This is a genomic window from Candidatus Berkiella aquae (assembly GCF_001431295.2).
Taxonomy (GTDB): Bacteria; Pseudomonadota; Gammaproteobacteria; order Berkiellales; family Berkiellaceae; genus Berkiella; species Berkiella aquae.
Genome location: NZ_LKAJ02000002.1, coordinates 47551 through 71223 on the forward strand (window position 1 = coordinate 47551; position 23673 = coordinate 71223).

24 protein-coding genes are annotated in these 23673 nt (G+C 38.4%); 19 read left to right on the top strand and 5 right to left on the bottom strand.

Annotation, left to right across the window (positions count from 1 at the left end; translation table 11 throughout):
- Window positions 1-12: 12 nt before the first annotated feature.
- From HT99x_RS15310 to traA, 3 genes are all read right to left on the bottom strand, one after another.
- Window positions 13-1137: an efflux RND transporter periplasmic adaptor subunit gene (locus tag HT99x_RS15310; RefSeq protein WP_083482959.1), complete on the bottom strand. Its 1125-nt coding sequence runs from the start codon at window positions 1135-1137 to the stop codon at window positions 13-15.
- A gap of 23 nt (window positions 1138-1160) precedes the next feature.
- The gene (locus tag HT99x_RS15315; RefSeq protein WP_158003410.1) at window positions 1161-2474 is read right to left on the bottom strand and encodes a TolC family protein; all 1314 of its coding nucleotides are present in this window, start codon (window positions 2472-2474) and stop codon (window positions 1161-1163) included.
- 514 nt (window positions 2475-2988) lie between these two features.
- Window positions 2989-5622 (bottom strand): Ti-type conjugative transfer relaxase TraA, encoded by a 2634-nt coding sequence (gene traA / locus HT99x_RS15320; protein WP_075067238.1) that lies wholly within the window; start codon window positions 5620-5622, stop codon window positions 2989-2991.
- Between the two features lie 342 nt (window positions 5623-5964).
- Here traA and HT99x_RS15325 point away from each other — a divergent pair, with 342 nt between their 5' ends.
- Genes HT99x_RS15325 through HT99x_RS15335 form a run of 3 tightly spaced genes read left to right on the top strand, consistent with a single transcriptional unit; the run spans window position 5965 to window position 8433 of the window.
- On the top strand, window positions 5965-6267 hold the full coding sequence (locus HT99x_RS15325) for a hypothetical protein (RefSeq protein WP_075067240.1): 303 nt from the start codon (window positions 5965-5967) through the stop codon (window positions 6265-6267).
- Window positions 6260-6580 (top strand): hypothetical protein, encoded by a 321-nt coding sequence (locus HT99x_RS15330; RefSeq protein ID WP_075067241.1) that lies wholly within the window; start codon window positions 6260-6262, stop codon window positions 6578-6580. The genes HT99x_RS15325 and HT99x_RS15330 overlap by 8 nt, the downstream gene beginning before the upstream one ends.
- Window positions 6565-8433 carry a type IV secretion system DNA-binding domain-containing protein gene (locus tag HT99x_RS15335; RefSeq protein WP_083482960.1) on the top strand — a complete coding sequence of 623 codons (1869 nt, stop codon included), beginning with the start codon at window positions 6565-6567 and terminating at the stop codon, window positions 8431-8433. Before HT99x_RS15330 ends, HT99x_RS15335 begins: the two co-directional genes overlap by 16 nt.
- A gap of 314 nt (window positions 8434-8747) precedes the next feature.
- On the opposite strand, the gene HT99x_RS15340 is transcribed toward HT99x_RS15335, so the two are convergent.
- A complete protein-coding gene (locus HT99x_RS15340) occupies window positions 8748-9341 on the bottom strand; it encodes a hypothetical protein (RefSeq protein ID WP_139016639.1) in 594 nt (197 codons plus the stop codon).
- A 1962-nt stretch (window positions 9342-11303) separates the two neighbouring features.
- Here HT99x_RS15340 and HT99x_RS15345 point away from each other — a divergent pair.
- The 7 genes from HT99x_RS15345 (at window position 11304) to HT99x_RS15375 (ending at window position 17302) form a co-directional block, all read left to right on the top strand.
- Window positions 11304-12290 (top strand): AAA family ATPase, encoded by a 987-nt coding sequence (locus HT99x_RS15345; protein ID WP_075067244.1) that lies wholly within the window; start codon window positions 11304-11306, stop codon window positions 12288-12290.
- Window positions 12290-13453, top strand: a complete 1164-nt coding sequence (locus HT99x_RS15350) for a ParB/RepB/Spo0J family partition protein (protein ID WP_075067245.1) — start codon at window positions 12290-12292, stop codon at window positions 13451-13453. Before HT99x_RS15345 ends, HT99x_RS15350 begins: the two co-directional genes overlap by 1 nt.
- A 3-nt stretch (window positions 13454-13456) precedes the next feature.
- Entirely contained in the window at window positions 13457-13861 is a 405-nt protein-coding gene (locus HT99x_RS15355) for a hypothetical protein (protein WP_075067246.1), read from the top strand.
- Between the two features lie 331 nt (window positions 13862-14192).
- A complete protein-coding gene (locus HT99x_RS15360) occupies window positions 14193-14945 on the top strand; it encodes a class I SAM-dependent methyltransferase (protein WP_259567105.1) in 753 nt (250 codons plus the stop codon).
- Window positions 14946-14960: 15 nt separating this feature from the next.
- The gene (locus HT99x_RS15365) at window positions 14961-16274 is read left to right on the top strand and encodes an MFS transporter (protein WP_075067248.1); all 1314 of its coding nucleotides are present in this window, start codon (window positions 14961-14963) and stop codon (window positions 16272-16274) included.
- The gene (locus HT99x_RS15370; protein WP_075067249.1) at window positions 16267-16725 is read left to right on the top strand and encodes a thioesterase family protein; all 459 of its coding nucleotides are present in this window, start codon (window positions 16267-16269) and stop codon (window positions 16723-16725) included. Before HT99x_RS15365 ends, HT99x_RS15370 begins: the two co-directional genes overlap by 8 nt.
- 4 nt (window positions 16726-16729) lie before the next feature.
- Window positions 16730-17302 carry an autoinducer binding domain-containing protein gene (locus tag HT99x_RS15375; RefSeq protein WP_075067250.1) on the top strand — a complete coding sequence of 191 codons (573 nt, stop codon included), beginning with the start codon at window positions 16730-16732 and terminating at the stop codon, window positions 17300-17302.
- Here HT99x_RS15375 and HT99x_RS15380 read toward each other — a convergent pair.
- The gene (locus tag HT99x_RS15380; protein WP_075067251.1) at window positions 17299-17994 is read right to left on the bottom strand and encodes a hypothetical protein; all 696 of its coding nucleotides are present in this window, start codon (window positions 17992-17994) and stop codon (window positions 17299-17301) included. The genes HT99x_RS15375 and HT99x_RS15380 overlap by 4 nt on opposite strands.
- 518 nt (window positions 17995-18512) lie before the next feature.
- Here HT99x_RS15380 and HT99x_RS15385 point away from each other — a divergent pair.
- From HT99x_RS15385 to HT99x_RS15420, 9 genes are all read left to right on the top strand, one after another.
- The gene (locus HT99x_RS15385) at window positions 18513-19760 is read left to right on the top strand and encodes a cyclic nucleotide-binding domain-containing protein (protein ID WP_075067252.1); all 1248 of its coding nucleotides are present in this window, start codon (window positions 18513-18515) and stop codon (window positions 19758-19760) included.
- Entirely contained in the window at window positions 19761-19958 is a 198-nt protein-coding gene (locus HT99x_RS15390) for a helix-turn-helix domain-containing protein (RefSeq protein ID WP_075067253.1), read from the top strand.
- Between the two features lie 116 nt (window positions 19959-20074).
- Complete coding sequence (locus HT99x_RS15395; protein WP_075067254.1) at window positions 20075-20260, top strand: helix-turn-helix domain-containing protein; 186 nt, start codon at window positions 20075-20077, stop codon at window positions 20258-20260.
- 55 nt (window positions 20261-20315) lie between these two features.
- Complete coding sequence (locus tag HT99x_RS15400) at window positions 20316-20633, top strand: hypothetical protein (RefSeq protein WP_075067255.1); 318 nt, start codon at window positions 20316-20318, stop codon at window positions 20631-20633.
- A complete protein-coding gene (traL, locus tag HT99x_RS16000; protein WP_075067256.1) occupies window positions 20633-20932 on the top strand; it encodes a type IV conjugative transfer system protein TraL in 300 nt (99 codons plus the stop codon). The genes HT99x_RS15400 and traL overlap by 1 nt, the downstream gene beginning before the upstream one ends.
- Window positions 20933-20941: 9 nt before the next feature.
- Complete coding sequence (gene traE, locus HT99x_RS15405; protein WP_075067257.1) at window positions 20942-21511, top strand: type IV conjugative transfer system protein TraE; 570 nt, start codon at window positions 20942-20944, stop codon at window positions 21509-21511.
- Complete coding sequence (locus HT99x_RS15410) at window positions 21495-22172, top strand: TraK domain-containing protein (protein ID WP_075067258.1); 678 nt, start codon at window positions 21495-21497, stop codon at window positions 22170-22172. The genes traE and HT99x_RS15410 overlap by 17 nt, the downstream gene beginning before the upstream one ends.
- Entirely contained in the window at window positions 22172-23332 is a 1161-nt protein-coding gene (locus HT99x_RS15415; protein ID WP_075067259.1) for a TrbI/VirB10 family protein, read from the top strand. The genes HT99x_RS15410 and HT99x_RS15415 overlap by 1 nt, the downstream gene beginning before the upstream one ends.
- A 9-nt stretch (window positions 23333-23341) precedes the next feature.
- On the top strand, window positions 23342-23673 hold a 332-nt coding region (locus tag HT99x_RS15420; protein ID WP_075067260.1), incomplete at its 3' end, for a TraV family lipoprotein.

The window sequence follows — 23673 nt, forward strand, 5'->3', positions numbered from 1 at the left end:
AATTTTCCTTTCTTAGTGATTATGGGCATCAAACCCTCGCTTGTTTAATTCTGAATGTACAAAGAAAGCGCCATTTGTTACGACTCGTAGCCCTGATGAAACGCCCTCAATAATTGCTTGATTATCTGTAATTTTAATTACTTTCACTTCCACCTGTTGAAAATGATCAGGTTTAACTTCAACATAAATTGCCCAATCCCCATCAGCAGTGCGTAATACTGAACTTACCGGCAATGCCATAACAGGTGAAGATTCACTTCCTTCAATGTTACAATTGACGTATTGCCCTGGATGCAACATGTCTTGCGTGTTTGCAACTTCTATGCGCGTTGAACGAGTGCGGGTTGTTTCATCTAGCTGGTGATGTATCTGTATGATACGCCCAGGTAGAGTATGACTGTTTACAGAAATTTTTACTGCATCTCCAATTTTAACAGGCTGCTTTAAATCAGGAGGTAGCTTTGCGTCTATCCAAACTGTCGCTTCATCAACCACTTGTAATAAAACACGTCCAGGCTCTATCAACTCACCTTCATTAAAATTAACATTAAATGCTGTACCATTGCGTGGAGCAATCAAATTAAAATCGCCTTTAGCCTGAGAAGGTTTTTGACTGCCAAGTAATGTATTAATTTCAGATTCCGTTAGGCCATAAGCTGCTGCAGTGGAGTAAGCATGCTGATAAGCAACTTGCGCTTCAGTATATCGTTTACCTGAAATTGCTTCTGTTCCTAATAATTTAACTCGTTGCCATTCTTGAGCTGCCAATAACAAATCCCCTTGCACCTTTGCCATATCTACACTCGAAAGGGTTGCAAGAATTTGTCCCTCTTTAACATGTTCTCCTTCTTGAACGTGACGCTTTATTACTTGAGCTGACACACGCACAGTCACTTTATTAGTGAGCTTCTCATTAGGAATCACCTCACCAGGTACAGGAATGGAACCTTTAATTACTTGAGGATTTAATATGTCAATCTTAATACCAGCAGTCTCTTGAGCCTCTTTAGTTAAAATGACAACATTTTTTTCAGGAGAATCATTATGTTTATCCTCAGAAAATACACTGAATGAAAAAAGGAAAACAAAAACTACTAATGGAGCATTTATTGAAAAATATTTTTGATTTCGGTTCATCCTTGTCCTCGTTTATAATAACGTTAATTGTTTTTCAACCAATTTTCCACTGTGCCAGAAGCCTTTAGCCATTCTGCCCATGCTTGCCATGCTCGTCCGCGCAATTCCGCTCCAGCTATTTGGCTATCAAGACGTTGTTTGAATTGCACTAAGTAGTCAGTAGTGGTCATCTCGCCAGCTTGCCATAACCGCTCTATTAATGTTATTCCATCACCTAAAGGTTTGTTAGCAATCTTTTGCCATTCTTCAACTATCTGATAAAGCCTTTGATATCGTTCAGAGCTTCCCATCATATCAGCGCTTATTTGGCGAATCATATCGATGCGCTTTTCTTCTACTTCTAGAGTATCGAAATTCGCAGCTTCCACTTCTGCCTTATATGAATTTCGAATAAATAATGGGATACTAAATGTTGCCATAATCACGCGTTTAGTACCTTCATCGGTATTTTCTTGGCCTCCTTGCAGACCAAAGGTAGGATCTGGAAATCGTTCACGCTGTGCTAATTTAATACGCATTTGCGCACTTAGTATTTGTTCATTTAATACTTGCACTGCAGGAAGGCAATTTAATAATTCATTAAAATCAGTATTCATTTGGCTTGGTGATGGTAAGTAATTCGGGAGGTCTGGCCATTCTGAATTAGTTAATCCTGTCATTGATCGTAAAATTTGCAACGCTTGATTAAACGTCATTTCAGCATCAGCTTGTTGTGCCAATGCTTCTGACAGAGCCAATTGAGCTAGATCTGTTTCAACGCGCGCCACATCACCTGTAGCTTCTCGCTTTTCAGTTAACGTAACAAATTTTTGTAGCAAACTAGTTCGTTCTTTTGATAATTTCACTACTTGGCGAGTAGATTGGTAACGAATTAAAGCATTAATCACTTCAGTTGCTAATTGTTGTTGTAAAGATTCTAGTTGTGATTCAGCGATATGAAAATTTCTGTCTGCGACTTTTGAACGAGCTGATCGCTTGCTTACCCAGTCAACTGTTTGATTAAGTCCTGCTGTATAGGTTTTTTCATATGGCTTCTCACCTTCTAATGCTAATTCAGGATCTTTGAAGCTTTTCTGCCGTTTCTGCTCAGTCTCCGCAATGAGTTCTGGATTATAAAGTGGTTGCTCGGCTGCATGGAATCGGGCATTTGCTGCCGCAACATTCGCTTTTGCAGCTTGTATTGAGGGATGACTTTCTAAAAATTGATAAATAAATATTTTAAGTGGGAGAGAAGAGGTATCAGATTGGGTACATTGTACATTGTTATTATAATTTAATCGTTCATCTGCAAACAGACTAGAACAGCTAAGACTCAATATGATGTATATAAAGTACAAGAATTTGCTCTTGTTTATAGCTGCATTTAACCTCTCATGTGCAATCATGACTCAGCCTGCTTATTTGTAGACGCTTGAATATGGCTCTGAACTACTTGTTCTAATCCCTGCCGACATATTTCCGCCATGCTTATATTCAAATCGAAGGCCATCAATCTTGTCTGGCGGTGAAGCTCTTTCGGTAAACGCACAAGGAGTTTTTTTTCATCTGAAAAGTCCTTTTTTGAAATGGGCACTAAGATCCCTCCTATGTTTTATACAAATCAACTGCATAAATTTGAATTTTGATATCAGAATATCCCGATATCTCTCAGTATAGTTATAATCTTAGAATTTCCAATGACCTGTTATTATTTGGGTGTCAATGATAGTGATTCAGTGAAAACTACAAATAAAGTGATCTATTCAATAGTTTTTAAAGCAATATAGTTTTTTGTAAGGCACATCATACAGTTTGCTAGATTACTTGCTGGTGGGTTCTTAACAAAGCATAAAATAATAACACTTAAACTTTTCAGTCAAAGCCAATTGCATGTTTATCTGAAATAACATGCTTTTCAACTTTTAATTCTCTTGAGTTGTTTGCTTGGGCCATTGTCAGGCTGCGTTCCGGCACAGCCTGCTGCTTCGAAATTCCTTCGGTTTTTTCAAGAACAGCGTATTTATTAACCTCCCCTTTCTTATCAAGCGAAATTTTTGCCTCTTTTCCAAAATGATTTTCAAGATAAGGGTGATATGATACCAATTTCACATGATCATTCTTAGTTAAACAAAGAATTTGGCGATTATCACTTAATTGGATCACCCCTTGTAACCACCCTCTCAGGCATTCATATGCCCGAGCAAAAGAGAATTCCTTATTAGGCAATATTAATTTTAAGGCTTTAATTTCATGCCGCTCTCGTGCCAATTGCTTTTGCGAAATTTGGTTAGAGTTTAAGTTTAGATCCTGTTTGTTCTGCGGCTTAATCCATCTAGCCTGGGCATAGTCTACTGCCATGCTCTTTGAGCACTCTCGACTTAATGTTTTCATCATCATGTCTCGGTTTTTAAAATCTTTTTGATCACCAAACACCATAAGCTTGTCTTTATGCCGTGTACAAGCAACATAGGTAGAGTGGCGATCAAAATAGGTTGAAGCCAATACATAAGCATTATTGACCGTGACACCCTGGGCTTTATAAATGGTCGCAGCATAACCGTGATCAAGATGCTTATAATGCCTGATATCTAATCCTACGATCCGGCCATCATCATTAGCCTTGATCTGAAAATGATTGCCCTTAATGACTTCAATCGTACCCAACGCACCATTTTGGACCCCAAGGCGCTTGTCGTTCTTCAGAAAGTAAACAACATCCCCCTTGGCAAAGGAGCGCTGACCTTTTGCTACTGTAAACGCTCTCCCCTCTTCTATTTCACCAGCAGCAATTCGAACTTCTCTGGCAGCCTGATTTAATGATTGGACGCTATCATTGGTATAAGCCAACATTAATTGTGATTTGCCTTCCAGCCGGTCACTGGACCAGGCCTCTATCATCATTCGCCTAGCAATGGGCTCATCAGCAGCGGTCATATTGAGTGCGCCCAGTTTCTCATAACGAGTTAATGCTTTTTCTGTTTGCTGTGTCGCAAATTCGTAAGTTGCACAACACATTTCAGGGTTTTGCTGACGTACAACTTCTGTTAAAACAGCTTCCCCAAAACGCATGGCTATTGCGCGCGAAGGTGCGCCCGCTTCAATCGCTCCAAACTGCTCGGTATCGTGAACCAAGATGACTTTTGCCCCTTCATTATTGGCATGGGATAATAGTTTATTCATCTTTTCGGTGCCCAGCATCCCAGCTTCATCAATCACTAACACATCATTTTTACTTAATTGCTCTCTCCCCTGCTCCCATTGTAATAAGCATGAGTCTACGGTGGCACTTTTGATCCCCGCTTCCTTCTCTAACCCCTTGGTAGCAATACCACTGAAACAAGCGCCTCTTACGTGATAACCCGAATTCTCAAAAGCTTCTCGTGCAACTTTCATCAAAGTACTTTTGCCGGTACCGGCAAAACCGGTGACGATTTTTAAATCCCCAGTATTAATAATGTGATTAAAGGCTGTGCGCTGCCCTTCATTCAGATTTGATGAGGTAACCGCTTGGGTAGCCGCCTCTAGATTAACGGCGTGCCCTTGCTTAGTATGGAGCTCATAGGCCTGGTTGAGCATATGATGTTCCATTTCAATCATCTTGCTGGTGGTAAAAGTCGATTTACCATATTCGTTTTCGCCTAAGGCAACCAACTGCTTGGCACTTTTAATGGCAGTCAGTACTTCATTGTACTGGTCGAGATCAACGCTATATTGATTGGCCAGTTTTGCAATCGCGTATTCATCAAAGACAGATTGTTGTTGGCTAAGTTTTTCTAAGGCAATATTCGGATCACGAATAACCCTTTCGCCATTAGCACGCAAAATATCGATATGATCGATAAAGCGCATAAAGTTATCGCCTTGCCCTCGGGTCGCAGCTTGATGAGGTGCCTGCCCTAGGTGTAGACCTGGCTCTAAATCAATCCCTCTCTCTTGTAAGCTCCTGCAATCAATTCGTGTATCATGACCTGCCAGATGAAGATGGGTATTAGCAATCTCCTGCCAAGCTCGGCGTTGCTCAAATACTAATTCGCGTTTGTTCCAGTCTCGATTTTTTAAACCAAAGCCGGCTGGGGTAATTTCCCGTGTGGTCAACAAAATATGAGCGTGTGGGTTCTCTGGATTGTCTTCATGAATATTGATATCAGCTATCATGCCCTTATCAACAAATTGAGCTTGGCAATAACTTTTAATTAAGTCGACACGCTCTTCCTGCGATAATTCATTAGGCAGTGCTACTAAAACTTCTTTTGCAACTCGTGAGTCTTTACGAAGCTCTGCCGATTCAATGGCATTCCAAAGTTGTGTTCGGTCTTTGACCCATTCTGGGGCATTATCAGGCGCCATTATTTCAGAAAAGACCACACCCTTCTTATTTGAATAATCAAAAGCTACTCCAAGACGTTCATCTACAATACGCTCCCCTGCTCTATAAGCTGCAGCACCAACGGCGGAGCGACCTTGGGAGCGTGATACATTTTTAACGTCTAGATGAAATATCGCCATAAAATTAATTTCTTAATGCTGACTTGAAGATTAGCGTAATGAATGGATAAAGGTTTTGCAACAGTGACGTTCGAAGAACGTGTAGTGTGCGCCCTTTCTTCCTCCGGGCTTGTTTTGTTACTTAGCTTGATCGAATCTGCTTTATCATTTTTCTCATACTTTCTACACTTTTTCCCTTCGCTTCGCTTAGTTTCTATTTCTTTCGAATTATCTGGCCGGTCAATTACCATTGATGATTTAGATGCACAAATGTAGTTTATGCAGAACTGAATAAGGTATTTCTTGAAACACCCCGATGGGTAAGCAACAATATCAATATTGTCCTTTGACTTTGGTGAATTCATGAAAAATAACCTGACATTAGATGCCCTAGTAAAAAAAAAGGAACAGCTAGAAGCTCGGATTCAAAATATCAAAGCCAAAGAGGCTATGCAGCAACGTAAAGATGAAACTCGCCGTAAAATTTTGGTAGGCTCGTATATCTTAGACAAACATCAAAAAGCAGGCTCTCTTGAAAAGCTGTTCTTAGAATTAGATAAATTTTTATTTAAACCCTATGACAGAGAGCTCTTTGGATTTGAGCCACGCAAAGAAGAAAAGGTCCCTGCAAGCTCCCCTGAAAGCGTTGGGGGGGAATATGACTAACATTCTTAGAACAGCCGAATTTAATCCCGACATGTCAAAGTGGCTTGATTGGTTTTGTTATGAGCAGGAAATTTCCTTCTCGGTAGCTCTCAATCAAGTCTTAGCTCTAGGGCGTCAATGTATTGAAAATAACCAGCTGCCAGGGGAGCTACCCATTGCGCAAAAATTATTAATTCAAACTTCAATGGAGTCACTATTGCTTTTACAAGAAGCTGTCTCGCAGGATCAACGCAAAGTGATTCGAGAGCGTGCCAAAACCCTCATTCGAAAGACACTAGCCTTAGAAGTCGAAACTGAATGTCTGCCTTCCTAAATTTCACCCGTGGAGGCCAAGTTCAGCTTCATGGCATCCACATGTTTTGGCAAGTGCTGCTTCGATTTTTTAAAATCAGCCTAATTGTTTTTATGCTGTTCACCACCCTACTTTGGGTTTATCAAACCAAACCCTATGAGCGCTACTTATTGACTCAAGGCGTTAAAGCTTTTCTTTGCCAAGGTAATGTCTATTGCCCGAAAGTGCTTGAGCACAAAGACCCCTATGGTCATCTTCGTCGCTACACGCCTAAACAGCTGCTTTCCTCCCCTCCCATAAAACAACAACTTCGGCTTAGCAGGGGTGAATTTTGGTGGTCTCTCAAAGTTTCCGCTTTAACATCATGGATAATTGCCTTGCTTGTAGCCTGGCTGCTAACCAGATTTGGTGCGATGAGAAGTCAACAGCAAATGTTACGTGGGACAACTCTTGCCACCCCTCAAGAATATAAACGAATTGTTAAAAGAGCTCATCAAGCGTCACGTTGGACTTTAAGTGGTGTTCCTTTGCCTAAGGATGCTGAAACCCAGCATATTTTGTTATGTGGGTCACCTGGCGGGGGCAAATCTGTTTGCACACATGAATTATTGTCTCAGGTAAGACAGGCTGGCCAAAAAGCCTTGGTGTATGACATCAAGGGTGCCTTTATCCCCCATTATTATCGGGAAGGCAAAGATATCATTCTCAACCCATTAGATGAAAGAAGCCCTTCTTGGAATCTCTGGCAAGAATGCAATGCTTTAACTGATTATGATGCAATGGCATCAGCTATAGTGCCCGATGTGTCTGTGAGTTCTGAATCTTTTTGGACCAAGGCAGCAAGGACCTTGCTGGCGATTACAGCCTCTCAGTTTAAGCACCGACAAAACCCGCGGATGAAAGAATTGATCCACCATTTGTTTTGTAGTGATTTAAAGGAAGTGGAATCGTTACTTCAAGGTACCCTTGGAAGTGCCATGGTTGGCAAAGATTTAGAAAAGGGTACTCGCTCTGTGATCCTCACCTTAGTTACCTACTGCAAATCTCTTATGTACCTTAAAGATGAGCCTCAAACTCCTTCCTTTGTTATTCGTGATTGGGTTAACAATGACAAAGATGATTCTTGGCTCTTCATTTCTTCAAATCAACGCCTTGCTGATACCCTAAAGCCTCTTATCTCTTTATGGCTTGAATTAGCAGTCAATGCATTGCTAAGTCTTGAAGAAAGTCGTAACCGCAGATTATGGTTCTTCTTTGATGAGCTTGCCAGTTTGCAACGTTTACCTAGTTTAGAGCCGGTTTTGTCCCGAGGTCGTGGCTATGGTGCCTGCTTTGTAGGGGCTATACAAGATATTCATCAGCTACGCGACTTATATGGCGATAAAGCAGCAGAAGTATTGGTATCTTTATTCGGCACCTCCCTCTTCTTCTCTACCAATAACAATCATTCTGCCAAATGGGCTGCAGAGCAGCTTGGTAGGGCTGAATTTTTAGAGGCTAGAGAAGGATATTCCATGGGGGCACATCAAATGCGTGACGGCGTTACGTTAAGCCACCAGAGGCGCCAGGAATTCGTTGTAATGGACTCTGAGATTCGACATCTTAAAAAGCGAGAAGCTTTTATGGTAACTGCAGGTGGTTGGCCTGTAACCAAGCTTTTATTTGCCATCAAGAAACGACTAGAAAAGTGCCCTGCCATCATCGAAAGAAACTTAAGTTCCATAAATCATGAGGTATCCACCTTGGAACAAAAAATTGAAACCTTAACTTTGGATCCCTTAGATAGGGTTAATCAAAAAGTATCAACTACTTCCTCCGCTCCTAATGAAGCGAATAGTAACGATGTCGAAGAGCAACAAATTGATTTATTTTAAAACGATATTAATCTGCAAAGCGAACTTATCTTCTGCTCTTTGTATTTATTAAAAGTATTTTTTATATGTATAGAGATTAGATAATACAACACATTTAAGCATGACAATTAACAGGGATAAATTGTGAATAACATATTTTCTTCAAATAGATATCCACAGATAACACAACTAAATAGATTTAAAGGGAGTTAAAACTCAATTTAGGTTGATTGAAATGTTACATATAGTTTGAATGGAGTGTAAATTTGAAATGGAAATAGATCTTTGGCGTAAAAATCATTCGATGGTTCATTAAGTGATCATTCGATGATTTATTAAGTTGGGCTGGGAAGTATGCGTTGTGCTTCATGAAGTGTTAAATTAGGCATTAAGCTCATTAATTTTTTTAGTTTTTCGTTATAAATGGAAGTAGGTTGTAAAGGCTTTGGGTTTTTAGGTAATGCAAAAGCTTCGGTAACCCCTTTTATAAGACTATTTATATTGGATACTGCAATTGTTGGTTTAAACTGGGGTTGTTTTTGAGATGATAAGGATTTTAGCAACACATCCTGAAATCTTCGCTTTGAGCGAGTTCTTGCCCTTTGTAATGCAAACTCTTTAATGCCCAAATCAAATAATAGTTTAGAATTAACTCTTCTAATGGATGGTTTGTGATAATACTCTTCAGTATCGATATCATAAAAAGACTGACGGTAACCCACGATATATCCAGAACGGTATAGCCAGCTCATAGCTCTTTGTGCTCTGCGAATGTTTAAGCCGGATTTTTTGGCAATAAAATCTAAACTGAGATGTACAAAAGTGTCAGTTTCACGATGATAAACCCCAACACACATAGTGTTTAGATCGAGATACTGAAATATAACCTTCAGAATTTCACTTATTGCTTCGCGTTGCTCAAATCTCATTGTTCTTGATGATTGGCGACTTTGTTCTTGAAATCGCAATAGAACAGCAGAGCGTAGCCTTCCTAGCCATTTCCATGAAGACTCGACCCATTCCCCTACCCTGCCTGACGCTAGCGATAGAATCTGTGGTGATTTTTTGTCAATAGTATAACTATTCATTTCTTGGGATGAATCCTTTTGACGCCAAGAAACGAATAAACTAGAATCATTTTACCGGAATGATTGTTTCGTCTCTTGGCGTTACAATAAATTCAAATAAGCCCAGCTTGTCTGGGCTTATTTTTTATGTGGCGCCCTATTAATTAGTATCTTATTTATAAATCAATATTTATTGTTCCAAATGCGCTATAAGTTATTTGATCTTATAGCCAATCAAAATAAAAGCAAATTTCGAAAATAAATTAAAAACAAAAAGCCTGATATTTTTAGAAAATATAATAATCACCAGGGAAAATATTATATTTTAATTTTGAAATATAATATTTTTATTTTTTATTGTTAATGAAAATTACATACAAAGAAATACCTCCTTAAATTTCACACAATATTTCACACACAAAAAAATACTTCTGTGTTTTTAATGATGCACGATCAGAATTCAATGAGCCTAATGTCCAGTCGCTGGACGACAAAGTAAGTGACGCAAATTGAGCGGTGTCCAGTGACTGGACGCAACGAGATGTCTTTGTGGTTGCTACCCAAAGTCTGCGTGCTATTCAATTCGAAAGGGATCCCAAAGAGGAGCTGTCCAGTGACTGGACGGTAATTGATCTAATTGAGCAGTGTCCAGTGACTGGACGCAACGAGATGTCTTTGTGGTTGCTACCCAAAGTCTGCGCGCTATTCAATTATAAAGAGATCCCTAATAGGAGCTGTCCAGTGACTGGACGGTAAGTGACGCTTATAGAGTGGTGTTCAGTGACTGGACGCAACGAGATGTCTTTGTGGTTGCTACCCAAAGTCTGCGTGCTATTCAATTCGAAAGGGATCCCAAAGAGGAGCTGTCCAGTGACTGGACGGTAATTGATCTAATTGAGCAGTGTCCAGTGACTGGACGCAACGAGATGTCTTTGTGGTTGCTACCCAAAGTCTGCGCGCTATTCAATTATAAAGAGATCCCTAATAGGAGCTGTCCAGTGACTGGACGGTAAGTGACGCTTATAGAGTGGTGTCCAGTGACTGGACGGTAAGTGACGCTTATAGAGTGGTGTCCAGTGACTGGACGCAACGAGATGTCTTTATGGTTGCTACCCAAAGTCTGCATGCTAATCAATTATAAAGAGATCCCAAAGAGGAGCTGTCCAGTGACTGGACGGTAAGTGACGCTTATAGAGTGGTGTCCAGTGACTGGACGCAACGAGATGTCTTTATGGTTGCTACCCAAAGTCTGCATGCTATTCAATTATAAAGGGATCCCAAAGAGGAGCTGTCCATTGACTGGGCGGTAATTGATCTAATTGAGCAGTGTCCAGTGACCGGACACAACGAGATGTCTTTATGGTTGCTACCCAAAGTCTGCATGCTATTCAATTCGAAAGAGATCCCAAAGAGGAGCTGTCCAGTGACTGGACGGTAATTGATCTAATTGAGCAGTGTCCAGTGACTGGACACACGAGATGTCTTTATGGTTGCTACCCAAAGTCTGCATGCTGTTCAATTATATAAGGATCCCTAATAGGAGCTGTCCAGTGACTGGACGGTACCGAAAAGTAAAAGTAAGCAGGAGTAGGTGAGCTAGAAACTTAGTTTGTATTCGTGCTTAGTTTGTTGGGGATGATTTAATCAATGCTCCCAAATGTTGTCCAGTCACTGGACAGTGTTTGGATGGAGAATATAGCGGCTAGTAATTTTATGAGTCAAAGTTAATTTTACACTTGTATATACAGGAATTATCATTATACTAATTACATACGTATGCAATTTGTAGCGTGTCCTCCATGATATCTCAAAAAGGAATTGGATATGGCAATTAATGTCCCGATTGTTGCGACAATGAATCAGAAGGGTGGTGTTGGTAAATCAACAATCACAGGAACTCAGGCTGAATGGTTCTCGCTAGTAAGAAAGAAAAGGGTTTGCCTAGTAGATCTTGACGAGCAATGTAATACAACGAAGCAATTTGTTGGTGTTGAATATATCAATGATGATACTGAAGCTGGTTTTCAAATTAAAAAACATCCAGATTTTTCTCCACATTTAGGTGCTAATGAGCGATCTTCGATAGCAGATATATTTTATGGTGAAGCCGTTTTGCCATACCAATCATGGATCACGGAAAAAAATTCTAATGGTGGATTAGTTGACGTTTTATGTGGGCATCCTGTCCGAATTGAGGAAATAAATAACGCCTTAGTTTCAAAGGAGGATGGAAAAGTAAATCAAACTGCAAAAGAAAGACTAAAAGAATTTTTTGATATGGAAGAGGTGCATGATGCTTATGATGTATTTTTACTTGATACAGGGCCAAGCAAGAATGTAATGTTTCGTTCCGCATTGCACGCAGCATCTCATGTAGTAGTGCCTTTTGAACCTGAAGATAAAGCAATTCAAGGTATTACACAGATGTTAAATGCTATTAAACGTGAAAATTATTCAAGAGAAAGGGGAGCACAGCTTAAGCTGGCTGGGTTGCTGCCTAATAAAGTGAGAAATTTAAAGCTACATAAACAATATTTAAATGATCTGTCAGAAAGATATGAAGAGTATCTATTTCCATGGCCTTGCTGGTTAAGCTTATTGACAGATTTTCCTACAAGGGATCGTGCTGGCGTGAAGCCTCGAAGCGTATTTCAACTGCCTATAACAAATACAGCAAGAGCCCAAGCAACAGCAATGTGTCTTTATATTGAACAAAAAATATTTGGTAAACATTTAGGCATTACCAAAGAAATTAAACAAACGCTAAACGTATTTGAGGATGGGCTTAAAACTTTGGGAGTTAGCGCATAATGTCAAACTTAACAAAGTCCAAGACTCATAAGATTGAAGATAAAAAACGGAAGCCTCTTTTTATAAAATCAAAGGTAAATTTAGAACAGGTCCAAAGCCTCAATCAAACAAATAAATCTACGTCTAATGAAGAACAGTCAAATTCAGACTTATTGGATAGCTTGGATTCACAGCTATCGAAAATTGAATTTTTGAATGCAAAATATTTGCCCTTACAGGCGATTCATCTAGATCCTGATAATCCAAGAAAGCTTTCTATCGATATAAACGATGTCCTTAATGGTCCAAAATTACCGGAAGAACCATTTGACGATGAGGTACAAGATGCTTTCAAAGAAACTTTAAAACAACATTTTGGTGTTGAAGATAATAAAAAACAAAAGATCCAAGATTATCTTTCTATCGCATTATTAGCTTCATCCATCAAAGTGCCTGAAAGATTAATACAGCCAATATGTGTATATGGTAAAGGAAATAAATATATTCTTCTTGCTGGCGAAAGACGTACCTTGGCGCATCATGTTATGGGCGCTAAGTTTATAGCTGCCAACATAATTATTGAGCCTGAGAACAAAGAGAAGGCTTTGCTTCAATATATTGAGAATTCATCGCGTGAGGACCTCTCACTTAAAGATAAGTATGGGGCAATTAGAAAAATAATCTCATATTACAGCGAGTCTGTATCAGCTAGATCGCTAGCAAGTATTTTGCGGATCTCAAAATCACAAGCTCAAAAATATTCAAAGATATGCAAAGAAGAAAATATAATTTTTAAAAGGGCAATAGAAACGGGAGTTTTAACTTCACCTGAAGACGCTTACAATATTATTAAGAGTAATGATTCGAACATGATAACTAATATCTGTAATTTATTACTGAAGGGAAAAGGTATTGAGGAAGCTTTACAGGAAATCAACAATCAAACATCGGTAAGACCTAACTTAAAGCCGAAAAGAATAATTTCACCTAACCCTGTACATGAAACAAAAGATGAACAAAAGGTTTTATTTAAAGGCGATGATATTAATGTGCTTAAAGAATTAATTCATATTGCAATAAAAGGTGGAAAGTTAGATCTTTCTATAGATGATTTTAAAAACAAAGATATTGATTTTTCAAGTCTTTGGAAAAAAATCAAAGACATAGTTGCAAAAGCAAGGTGATATATGGTTAAAGCATTTAATCCTCCACATGCGAGAAAGTCAAAATCGGCAAAACCTCTAAAATTAAATAGTAGTGTACGAAGAGCTTCTATTAGAATGCCTGAAAAAATGCTTGAAGAAGTTAATAAAATTCTTGAACTTGAGGGTAAGACCCACAAGGGCAAATGGATTTCAAAAGCAATTATTGATTTATATGAAACTGAGGACTTTATTGGTCTAATTGATGAAGAATGGTTTGATAGGGCAAATAATTTTGCAATTCAGGTAGTCTTAACAAAAGAAGCTCAAAGTGCTTTGAATAATATAATAAAAGAAGCTAAACAGCAGGGGTTAGAAAGAAATGATTTCATTAGTGCGACAATAAGGGTCGCCATAACTAATGCTCTAGTTAGAGAGGGAAACTTCTGATTGACGTCAAAAGTTCTTTTCAGGCCATTAGTCAAAAGCTGTAAGAAGACAAAATAATTAAATCTTTGCAATTGAAATTGGCCCATCTAGAAGTTGCATGTAGTGTTAGATTTTATTCAAGAGTAAGAGATAGGTGTTTCACATTTTAAATGCCTCACGTTGGGTTGTATATATAACTTCTAAAATACCTAGTATTTTACGTGCTCATACTCGTGAGTTTAGATTAGATAAGTTCATTCAACAGAGTTAAGTTACATATAATTGATTAATCCTAAAATAGCATTTAATATTGCCGTTCTGAAAATAATGAAAGACAATATTTGTTGTACATATGAATCATGGAAGTTTCGATAAGCACAAGCTAATACCAGAGCCTTTGCCCTCAGGTCTTATCCCCACACTAAATAAAATGGGGTATATGACTCAATTCATAGATGAATATTCCCAAAAATTTATTGACGATGCTAAGTATGCCGATGCGCCGGTTTTAGAAATAGGGGCTGCGTATGGTATAGCAACGCTTCAGGCACTCAGCAATGGGGCTAGGGTAGTATCTAACGACCTTGATGAGCAGCATCTCAAAATACTTGGGCAAATATGCCCTAAAGAGCTACTTCACAATTTAATATTATTACCTGGAAAGTTTCCTGATGATATTAATATCGATGATAATTCTATTTATTCAATATTAATGTGTCGAGTAGTACATTTTTTTACTCCAGTTGAAATAAAGCAAGCCTTCAAAAAAGCCTTTAATATTTTAGCGCCGGGAGGAAAGATATATATTATCGCAGATACCCCTTATCAAAAAAATTGGTCGAAATTTCTTGCGACATATGAACAGAAAAAGAGAAGTGGGGAAAAATTTCCTGGATTTATTGTAAACTCTGATGACTTTATAACAGACTTGGCCTTTAATCTTCCTAAAATGTTTAATTTTATGGATACCGAAGTGCTTCTTCGAGAGTTGACCGAAGTGGGATTTTTAATTGAAAAGTTAGAATATATAAATCGATTAAATTATCCTGAAACAGTAAGACTAGATGGAAGAGAGAGCGTAGGGGCTATAGCCGTTAAATCGTAGTTGAGGTTTAGTAGTATGGACAGCCATTTCAAGGATAGATTGCTGAAGCCGATTATTGGCTGCAGCTTAGGCACATTCCTAGAATTTTTAGATTTTGCTTTGTATGCATCGTTAGCTCCAGTCTTTGCATTAAAATTCTTTCCCAAGGAATATCATGAGATCTCCGTCATTTACGCATGGGGCATTTTTGCAGTAAGCTTTATCGCCCGGCCATTTTCAGGCTTAATATTGGGGCCAATCGGAGACAGGATCGGAATCAAGAAAATTCTTCTGTTTTCTTTAGCCATAATGGGACTTGCAACTACGGCGATTGGGATTTTGCCAACCTATGATCAAATAGGACTACTTGCACCTTTATTATTAATATTATTAAGAATAATTCAGGGTTTAGCTGTTAGTATTGAATACAACAGCCTTGGAGTATACCTTCTACAGCAAAATGGCATTGCTAAGAAATTTGGATTTTACTCTAGCTTTACATCAGTTGGAGTAATTGCAGGTTTAATATCAGGCAGCCTTATTGTTGGTTTATTTTTAAACAAGTCTTCACTCATTGATATTCCTGATTGGCAATGGAGAATGCCTTTTATAAGCTGTGGGCTGGTAGTTAGTGTATTGGGGATATTTCTAAGACAGCAAATGCAAGACCCTCATAAAAGCTCCTGCTCCTATTCTGAAAGGGGAGTATTAAAAAGTCTTTTCTGTAATCAAATAAAGCAGTTGTTTATGGCTATTTTTGTAACAGGCTTTATTAGTATTTCAGCTTATATTGCCATCGGTTATATGGCGACCTATTTGCAACTTTATAGAAACTTTCTACTAAAAGAATCAATATTAGTTTGTTGTGCCTGCGGTATTGCTATGCTTATATCTGTCCCAATTGGAGGATGGATTTCTGATAAGCTAGGAAGAACGCGCTTTATGGCGGTTTCTTCTTTATCAATGTCAATTATTTCAATCCTTTCTATGGGATTGATTGCCTATGGGCAGTCAAAAATCCTTATTTTAGGACTCCTGCTGCTTTCAATTAATACAGGCATTTCAGCTGGAGGACTGCCGGCATTTGTAACTGAGCTGTTTCATAGCGATCATCGATATACGGGTTCAACGATTGCTTATAATGCTGGGGTTGCCTGGATAGGGGGCACAGCCCCGATGATAATATCTCTCTTGTTAATGAAAACAAATAATCCGATGATCCCTGGTATATATTTGTCTTTCTTTTCTCTGTTAGGTTTTATTGCGGCTATGGCATTAAACCAACGAAAGCAATGTAACGATAAATTACGCGTTTATCCTATTAATAATAAGGAAGTAAAACATGTTTGATAAAAAAGAAAATTTTGATTTTCCAGATAATGCATCTTTTGTAACAAGGATGAATGTTAGGATCAACGACGTAAATTACGCTAATCATTTAGATTACTCGGCACTTTTAGAAATGGTGGGTAACGCTCGTTCTCAATTCTTCAGGCACTACGGGTGCACTGAAATTGATATAGAAGGAGTAGGTGGAATAGTTAAGAAAATTTACGTTGATTACCTAGATGAAGCAAGTTTTAACGATGAGCTAGAATTTAAGGTGTTTGTCTCAGACATAAAAGGCGTTAAAGCAAACCTATTATTTTTGATAACCAACTTAAAGAAAGCCAAAGAGGTTGCGCGAGTGGCAATGAATTTTGTTTTCTTTGACGCAAAAAAGGGAAAATTATGTAGTGCGCCAGAAAAATTTATTCATATGGCAAACAGTCATCAGGAATTAATTGAATTAAGGAACTAATGGCGTGATTTTGAGTGAAGATGATTTAATTAGAAAAAATATTAAAAACGATGAATTTGATAAGAAACTATCTGAGCTGAGAGAAAAGTATTTAAGCCAAATCTACAGCAATTATATGTTTTTTAGTCTTGAAAACAAGGAAACCCGAGAGCGCTTAGTCTATAGCACAAATCTTGAGTGGCAATCTAATTATATTGACCATAAGATGATTGACAGTTGTCCTTTATATGCTGCTACTGTCCTTTCTCCTAGAAATTATCGTTTAGATAGATCTTTCTTTCTATGGAACCAAATTATTCCAGAGGGAAAAATGCAGAGAGATGTAATTGGAGTGAGGGCAGAGCATGGAATTGCAAATGGTTTGTCAATTACGAAAAAGATAGGCAATTATCAGGCAATGCTAGGGTTAGCTTCAGATCCTAAAGATCATGAACTAGAAAGAAACTATACAATGTTCTTACCCAAAATAATAACCTTATTTGCCGCAGCGAGCAGCTTATGTTTTAGCAAACAGGGGAGCATTTCGGAGACGATTCTCATTCGGACAGTTTCAAATGATTTTAAAAATAACTTTTAGATATCTGGCTTTCGAAGCCAAATGATAGGTGCCGCCCAATTTAATTTAATATCGAATAAGGTTGGTTCGTAAGCACTAGTTTGGGGGTTCGTACAAAATAAGGAATAGGATTTAGCTTTTTTGCCTTTGCATACTTTTCTTATCAGGATTTCCTTTGAAGCTGTTTCAATAATGCAGTGATGACCGATAACTTTAAGCATCTCCTTTTGGTACTTTTTAATTCCACCGACAAAATCTCCTAGGGAATAGACGGGGTCAAGGCCATCATCCGTTACCATCAGCACAACTGAATCAGGATTATTTTCCTGAAAAAACTTAATCTCATTTTGAATAACGATATTTTGGTTCCAAAGAGATATCTTCCTTATATTTTTGGAATTATTTTGCTCCAGGGTTGTCTCCAAAAAATGTGGGCCTATCCCTTTTCCATCCATTAGCCACTCAACTGAGCAAGCGACTCCCTCTACTTGTAAGGCTTTAACTAATCGCTGCGCGCCATTAAGGGTTAACCCTTGGTTTTTAAGAGTACCAGGCCTTTCCCACCCTCTTAGAGTTGATGGGGGGATGCTGTGACGCGTTTCCATTGCTTCTCTTGTTAATCCGGCAAATTTTCTGGCACTTTGGGTTCGTTTTGCCTTTTCAAGAAGGTCTGGATTTACTGCTCTTATTTTTGTGGACTTAACAATTTGCAAGTTATTAGCCTTTCATTTGTTATTAAGTTTCTCTTATTAATTTTACTATTTTTAAGGAGAATAAAAAATAAGCATTGAAACTAATTTATCGAATACAACACTTTATGATTTAAATATTAATCACACAACAAATATTGTTGTAATATGTTTTAATTTAGAAGACAATTATATCCATTGAAGGATTAAATCGTTCGTATTAAATTCATTTGTAGGGATAGATCTTATGAAGCAGTTAAAATTTTACCCTAGCATTCATTTGAAAAAGGGATTGTCAACGATCTTCAAAGTGGATAGCATGCTTATGCAATCATGCTTACGGAGTGGATTCAACACCCCGCAAGCACTAACCAAAAAAATTAACCTACACAAGAGGTCAAAATTCATGGCTAGCAATATTCTAATCGATCTATACTCAGTTACAAACCTGATCCGTCCAATAAATAGCGCGTAAGCTCTCGATTTCTATTTATTTTTTGAAATCTGTGTTTACTAACCAACCAAGGATTAGGAGTTTTCTCATGGTCGAGACAAATGCTGCGCGTATAATTCGTGACGCAACTCAACAGAAATTTTATGTCATTTTCGCCGATGTTATATTTGAATTTGTATCAAATCACCGAGAGCTTAGTAGCCTAGAAAAGCTTATTTGGTTCAATCTTGCACGTAAAAGCAATTTAGATCCTAATTATTCATGTCGTTTAACCCATCAACAAATAGCTACTATTGTGAACGTAAGCTATGACACCGCTTATAGGGCAATGAGAAATCTTAAAGAACAAGGTTTTATTAAAGTTTATTTCGATGATTCTCAGAGAATAAATGTTTACACACCTATCTTACCGGCAGAAGGGTTATCCGCTATCGAGAATGCTTCCGACAGGGGGGGGAAGAGTGAAGGCCCTCAAAAAAATAGTACTATCTTAAGAAATAATATAGAGGTGATCTCTTCAGATATTCAAAGAACACCCAGTAAGGTTGTAGGCAATCCCCCTGCAAATACACAGGGATCCCCCTTCAAAAGTGCAGGATCCCCCCCTGCAAAAATGCAGACCCTTTTAATAAATAATAATATTAATAATAAACACAATAATCACAATCAACCTGAAGTGATAAGACCTACTGCGCCACAGGATGTGGAAAACGCTGATGCGTTGGTTTGTGATTTTAAAAAATTGCAAAGGCAATATCAGCATCTTCGACCTACAGAGCGAATGAGGCAAGTAAATGCGCAGTTCTCCAGTGATGAGATGCAAATAATTTTGACATCAATCATTGAAACCCAAAAAGCGCTCGAAATTGAAGAGACCAGACAAAAACGCGTCTCAGTAGAATTTCAAAATAAACTACAGCAAGCGAAGCCACTACCAAAAGAGCGAACTCCGCATGAACAAGCAAAATTAGTTGAGTTTGAATTTGAAGGTGAACACTATCTCATCGAAGAAGCAGTTAAGAATCAAATTATGTACCATATTCCCCAGCTCTATCATCAACAAAAAATCAAAGGCACTGCAGCCAACAAATCCTTAAAAACCTTGCTTAAGGAAATATTATACTATGTTGCCAAAGCTGGGAGCATGCTTTTAAAGCCGGTTATTCAGCTTAAGAGATATTATATTGCTCGCAAGATATGTCTAAAGGGTGATTGGGAGCGACCTAAGGGGATGGTTCTTAACGAAGCGATCAGTAAAGAAAACAGTTGGCATTCCATTAAGTTAAGAGAAATGAGAGAAGCAAAACTTCATTTGCAAACAGTAGGGTGCCATTAAATGATAGAAGAAACAATAATAGATCTTAGAGAAATGGTGCGGAATCTACGCAAGGTTGGCTTTACGGAGGAGGCTATTGCTTTAGCTGCTAACGTAAGCCAGCCAACGATTAGCCGCATTTTGTCGGGCAAAGTTAAAACTGCCAAATTTGAAGTTGCAATTAAAATAAAAACATTCCACATGCAATATTGTCAGTAACTCACCAAGCCCCTTTTACTTCTAACCCTTCATGAAATTATGCAGAATTGAATAAGGTATTTCTTGAGAATACCTTATTCCTGCATTCATAATGATCTCACAACAAGGAGATTGTTATGCCGCAAAACCCGCAAGAATATATTAAATCGCTGATTAAAAAAGGCTTTACGGAGCAATGGATAGCACAAAGAGCTAATCTTTCTCAATCTACAGTAAACCGTATTAAGGTTGGAGTTGTTCAATATCCGCGCTGGAATACAGCAAAAAATATTGAAAGAATTTATCTTCAATTTGCTCAATAAATTATATTTTAGTAAATATTTTCTTTGTAAGGGCGCTAATGAAATGGAGAATGAGATGACCAAATGTAATAAGAAGAGTCTTGTAGCGTTTATGCTAATAAGTTTCGCATCAGTGTATGCCAGTGAGGCGCTTGCAGTAAATGCTTCATCAGCCAGCGCCGTTCAAGATATTGTCACATTTCTCAGGGAAACTATAATTCAAAATTTAGCTTATGTAGCTGGTTTCTGTGCATTTATTATTGCAGCTATTGCTGCGGTTGGAAATAAAATTGGTCCGATTATTGTCGATAATGTTGGCAAAATTATGTATTTCGCATTTGGTGGTGTTGTACTTTCCTATTTGTTGAGTGCTGCTGGCGCAGTTATAGCATAATGATTGAAGAAGACTTCTATTTACCTAGGTATTTAGATGAGCCGGAAAGAATGATCATCTGGACTGCGCCTGAATTTGTTTTGATATCAATTTGCTCAATGATGGGGTTGATTATCAAACAAGCTGTTGGGTTATTAGTTGGATTGCTTTTTGCACTGTTAATATTGAAAGTAGTTAATAACTTCAAGCACAAGCATGGAAGAAAGTTTTTGGTATTTTGGTGTTATTGGCATTTCCCGCCCCACAATAAGTTCTCAAAGCTATTTCCAGCAAGCTATGTCAGAAAATGGTTTATATAGGGTTTAACGATGCTAAAGGCTAGCAGAGATTCAAAAATCAAAGAATTACTTGTTAAGAAGAATTTCATTAGCATTACCTTGGGTTGCTCTCTTGTCGTGAACGTTGTGTTAGCCATTGGTATTAATCACCTCGTTGGCTCTGAGAGAGTTGTCTTATTGTGGCCAAACAGTGGTGAAGAGATTTGGGTAAAACCCAACAAGGTATCCCCAGGTTATCTTAAAGAGATGAGCCAATATTTGTTACTTTCAACACTGAATGTAACCCCGCAGACAGCGCCAGGTCGGCGAGATCTACTTCTAAACTATGTCCATCCTAGTGGTTATGGTGAAATTAAGTCTCAGCTGATAGAAGAGGAAGAAATATTAAAGAAGAAAAACATCACCAAAATGTTTACCCCAATGGGTTTTGAAGTCGATGAAAAAGGTTTAAAAGTTAAGGTTATTGGAGATCTAACTACTTGGGTTGCAAAAGAAAAGATATCACAGCATAAAACAGCTTTCACACTCATCTATCAGATGAATTATGGAAAATTACAGTTAGTTGAGTTTAAGGAAGAGCGCGATGAAAAAACTATTTAGCATAGGTTTGTATTTCTTCTCAGCGACAGTATTTTCCATGCAAACTAAGCAAATCGTGGATGGCCAGACAGTTCAGGCTTTAATATCCCAAAAGGAGCTTACTAGGATTTTTGTTCAATCTGATCGCATCAAAGATATTAAAAGTGCTGCAAATGATTTCACATTGGAAAAAGATGAAGAGAACGGTCAAATATTCATTATGCCGCACGCTGGGAAAGAAGAGTCAATTACATTATTTGTGACAACAGAACTTGGTAAAACCATTACACTGTCGTTAAAGCCAACCTCCTTATCCGCTGAAACGCTCGAATTAGTTTATGCTCAGCATAAAAATGAAAAGAAGATTGAAATAAGTCAGGGCCATGAAGCAAGCATCATTCAATTAATGAAAGCAATGAGCAAAAGAGGGGCGATCCCAGGATATGCAGTTGAAAATATGGATGATAATCAAGAGTTGGTTAATGGCTTAGAAAAAAGTCAGCAAGTTATGTACCAAGGGAGATTCAAGGGTAAAGCTATCGCTATTAAAAATACAACAGATACCCTTATTGCACTTAATGTAGATGAGCTGAAAGAGCCCAACATAAAAGCAATTGGATTAGCAAAAATGGACTTGATGCCAGGTGAATCTACCGAAGTTTATTTGGTTTATGGTGCTTAATGACTGATGCTCAATTAGTTAGATTAAAACAAGTTGCTCTTTTTTTGGGAATTTTAATGGCCCTCACTTTGGTCATTCATGTCTTCTTATCTTGGACAGTTGGCAAGGATAAAAAGGATCCTGCCAAAAAATCAGTAATTCATTCAATTCCTTCTGTAACCAGAAATGTTGATGACAGCGGGGTATGGATGCAGCGCATGGAAAGTAAGCTGATAACCTCTGAAAAGAGAAACAATGAGCTTGAAAAGCAAATTCAGAGCCAAAGCTCTCAAATGGAAGAATTGGTAAAAAGCCAACAACAAATATTATTAGAACTTACTCAAAAAATAGAAGAGATGTCTTTACATGCGACGGCTTCGGTAAATATCCCCAGCAGCGGTTTACCTGAGCAGGGAGCAGCCCAATATGTCCAAAGTAACAATGCTTGGCCGCCACAAGAAAGTGCTTATGGTGAAAACCAAAGTGGAATGATGGCTAATCCTGCTATTTTTACAACGTCATTAAAACTTGTAGATAAGAATAAAAACCTTAAAAGCAATTATCTTCCTGCTGGGACATTTGCCCGAGCCGTCATTTTAGGAGGTGTTGATGCTTCTGCAAGTATTACTTCTCAAGGCGAACCCAGGCCGGTGCTTTTGCGACTGGTTGACATTGGGGTTTTGCCTAATTATTCCAGAGCCAACATTCAAGACTGCCATATTGTAGCAGCCGCACACGGTGATATCTCAAGTGAAAGAGCTTATATAAGAACAGAGCGAATGAGTTGTACTTTAAATAATGGAAGGGTCTTTGAGTCCACTTTAGAGGGCTATATTGCTGGCGAAGATGGCAAAGATGGTGTCAGAGGAAAAGTAGTTAGAAGAGAAGGCGATTTACTTTGGAATAGCTTTTTTGCTGGCGCAATTGCTGGGCTTGGTAACGGGATGTCTCAATCTTTAGGCACAACGTCAATTTCTCCATTAGGCGCTACAACCACTACCACTGGGGCAGACATACTCAAATCGGGTGCTTATAGCGGAGTAGGTGAAGGTGCTGATCGGCTGCAAAAATACTTTATCGAACGCGCAGAACAATACCAACCCGTGATTCAGGTGGCTGCAGGTAGAGAGGTGACTGTTGTATTTACCAAGGGGCTTTCCTTGGATGGGTTAAAACTGTAAGGAAGGAACATGAAAAAGCGATCTCTACTTGTCTTTTTATCAATACTCGCTCTCTCGGGATGTACAGCTTCTTTAAGAGGGCAATTTGATTGCCCTGGTACCCCTGGTGTTCAATGCAAAAGTATCAGTGAAGTGAATCGTATGGTTGATAAAGAGATCATCCCAGAACAAAAAAATCTTGATAAACAAATTCTGGGAACCAATGAGAAATCACTTCGACGATCTAAAGAAGAAGTTTTAACCGTATGGATCGCACCATTTGAGGATGAAGAGGGAGTTTTTCATGAGCCAGGGCGCCTAACAGCTGTGGTTAACCCTGCGAAATGGGAACTATCTAAAGC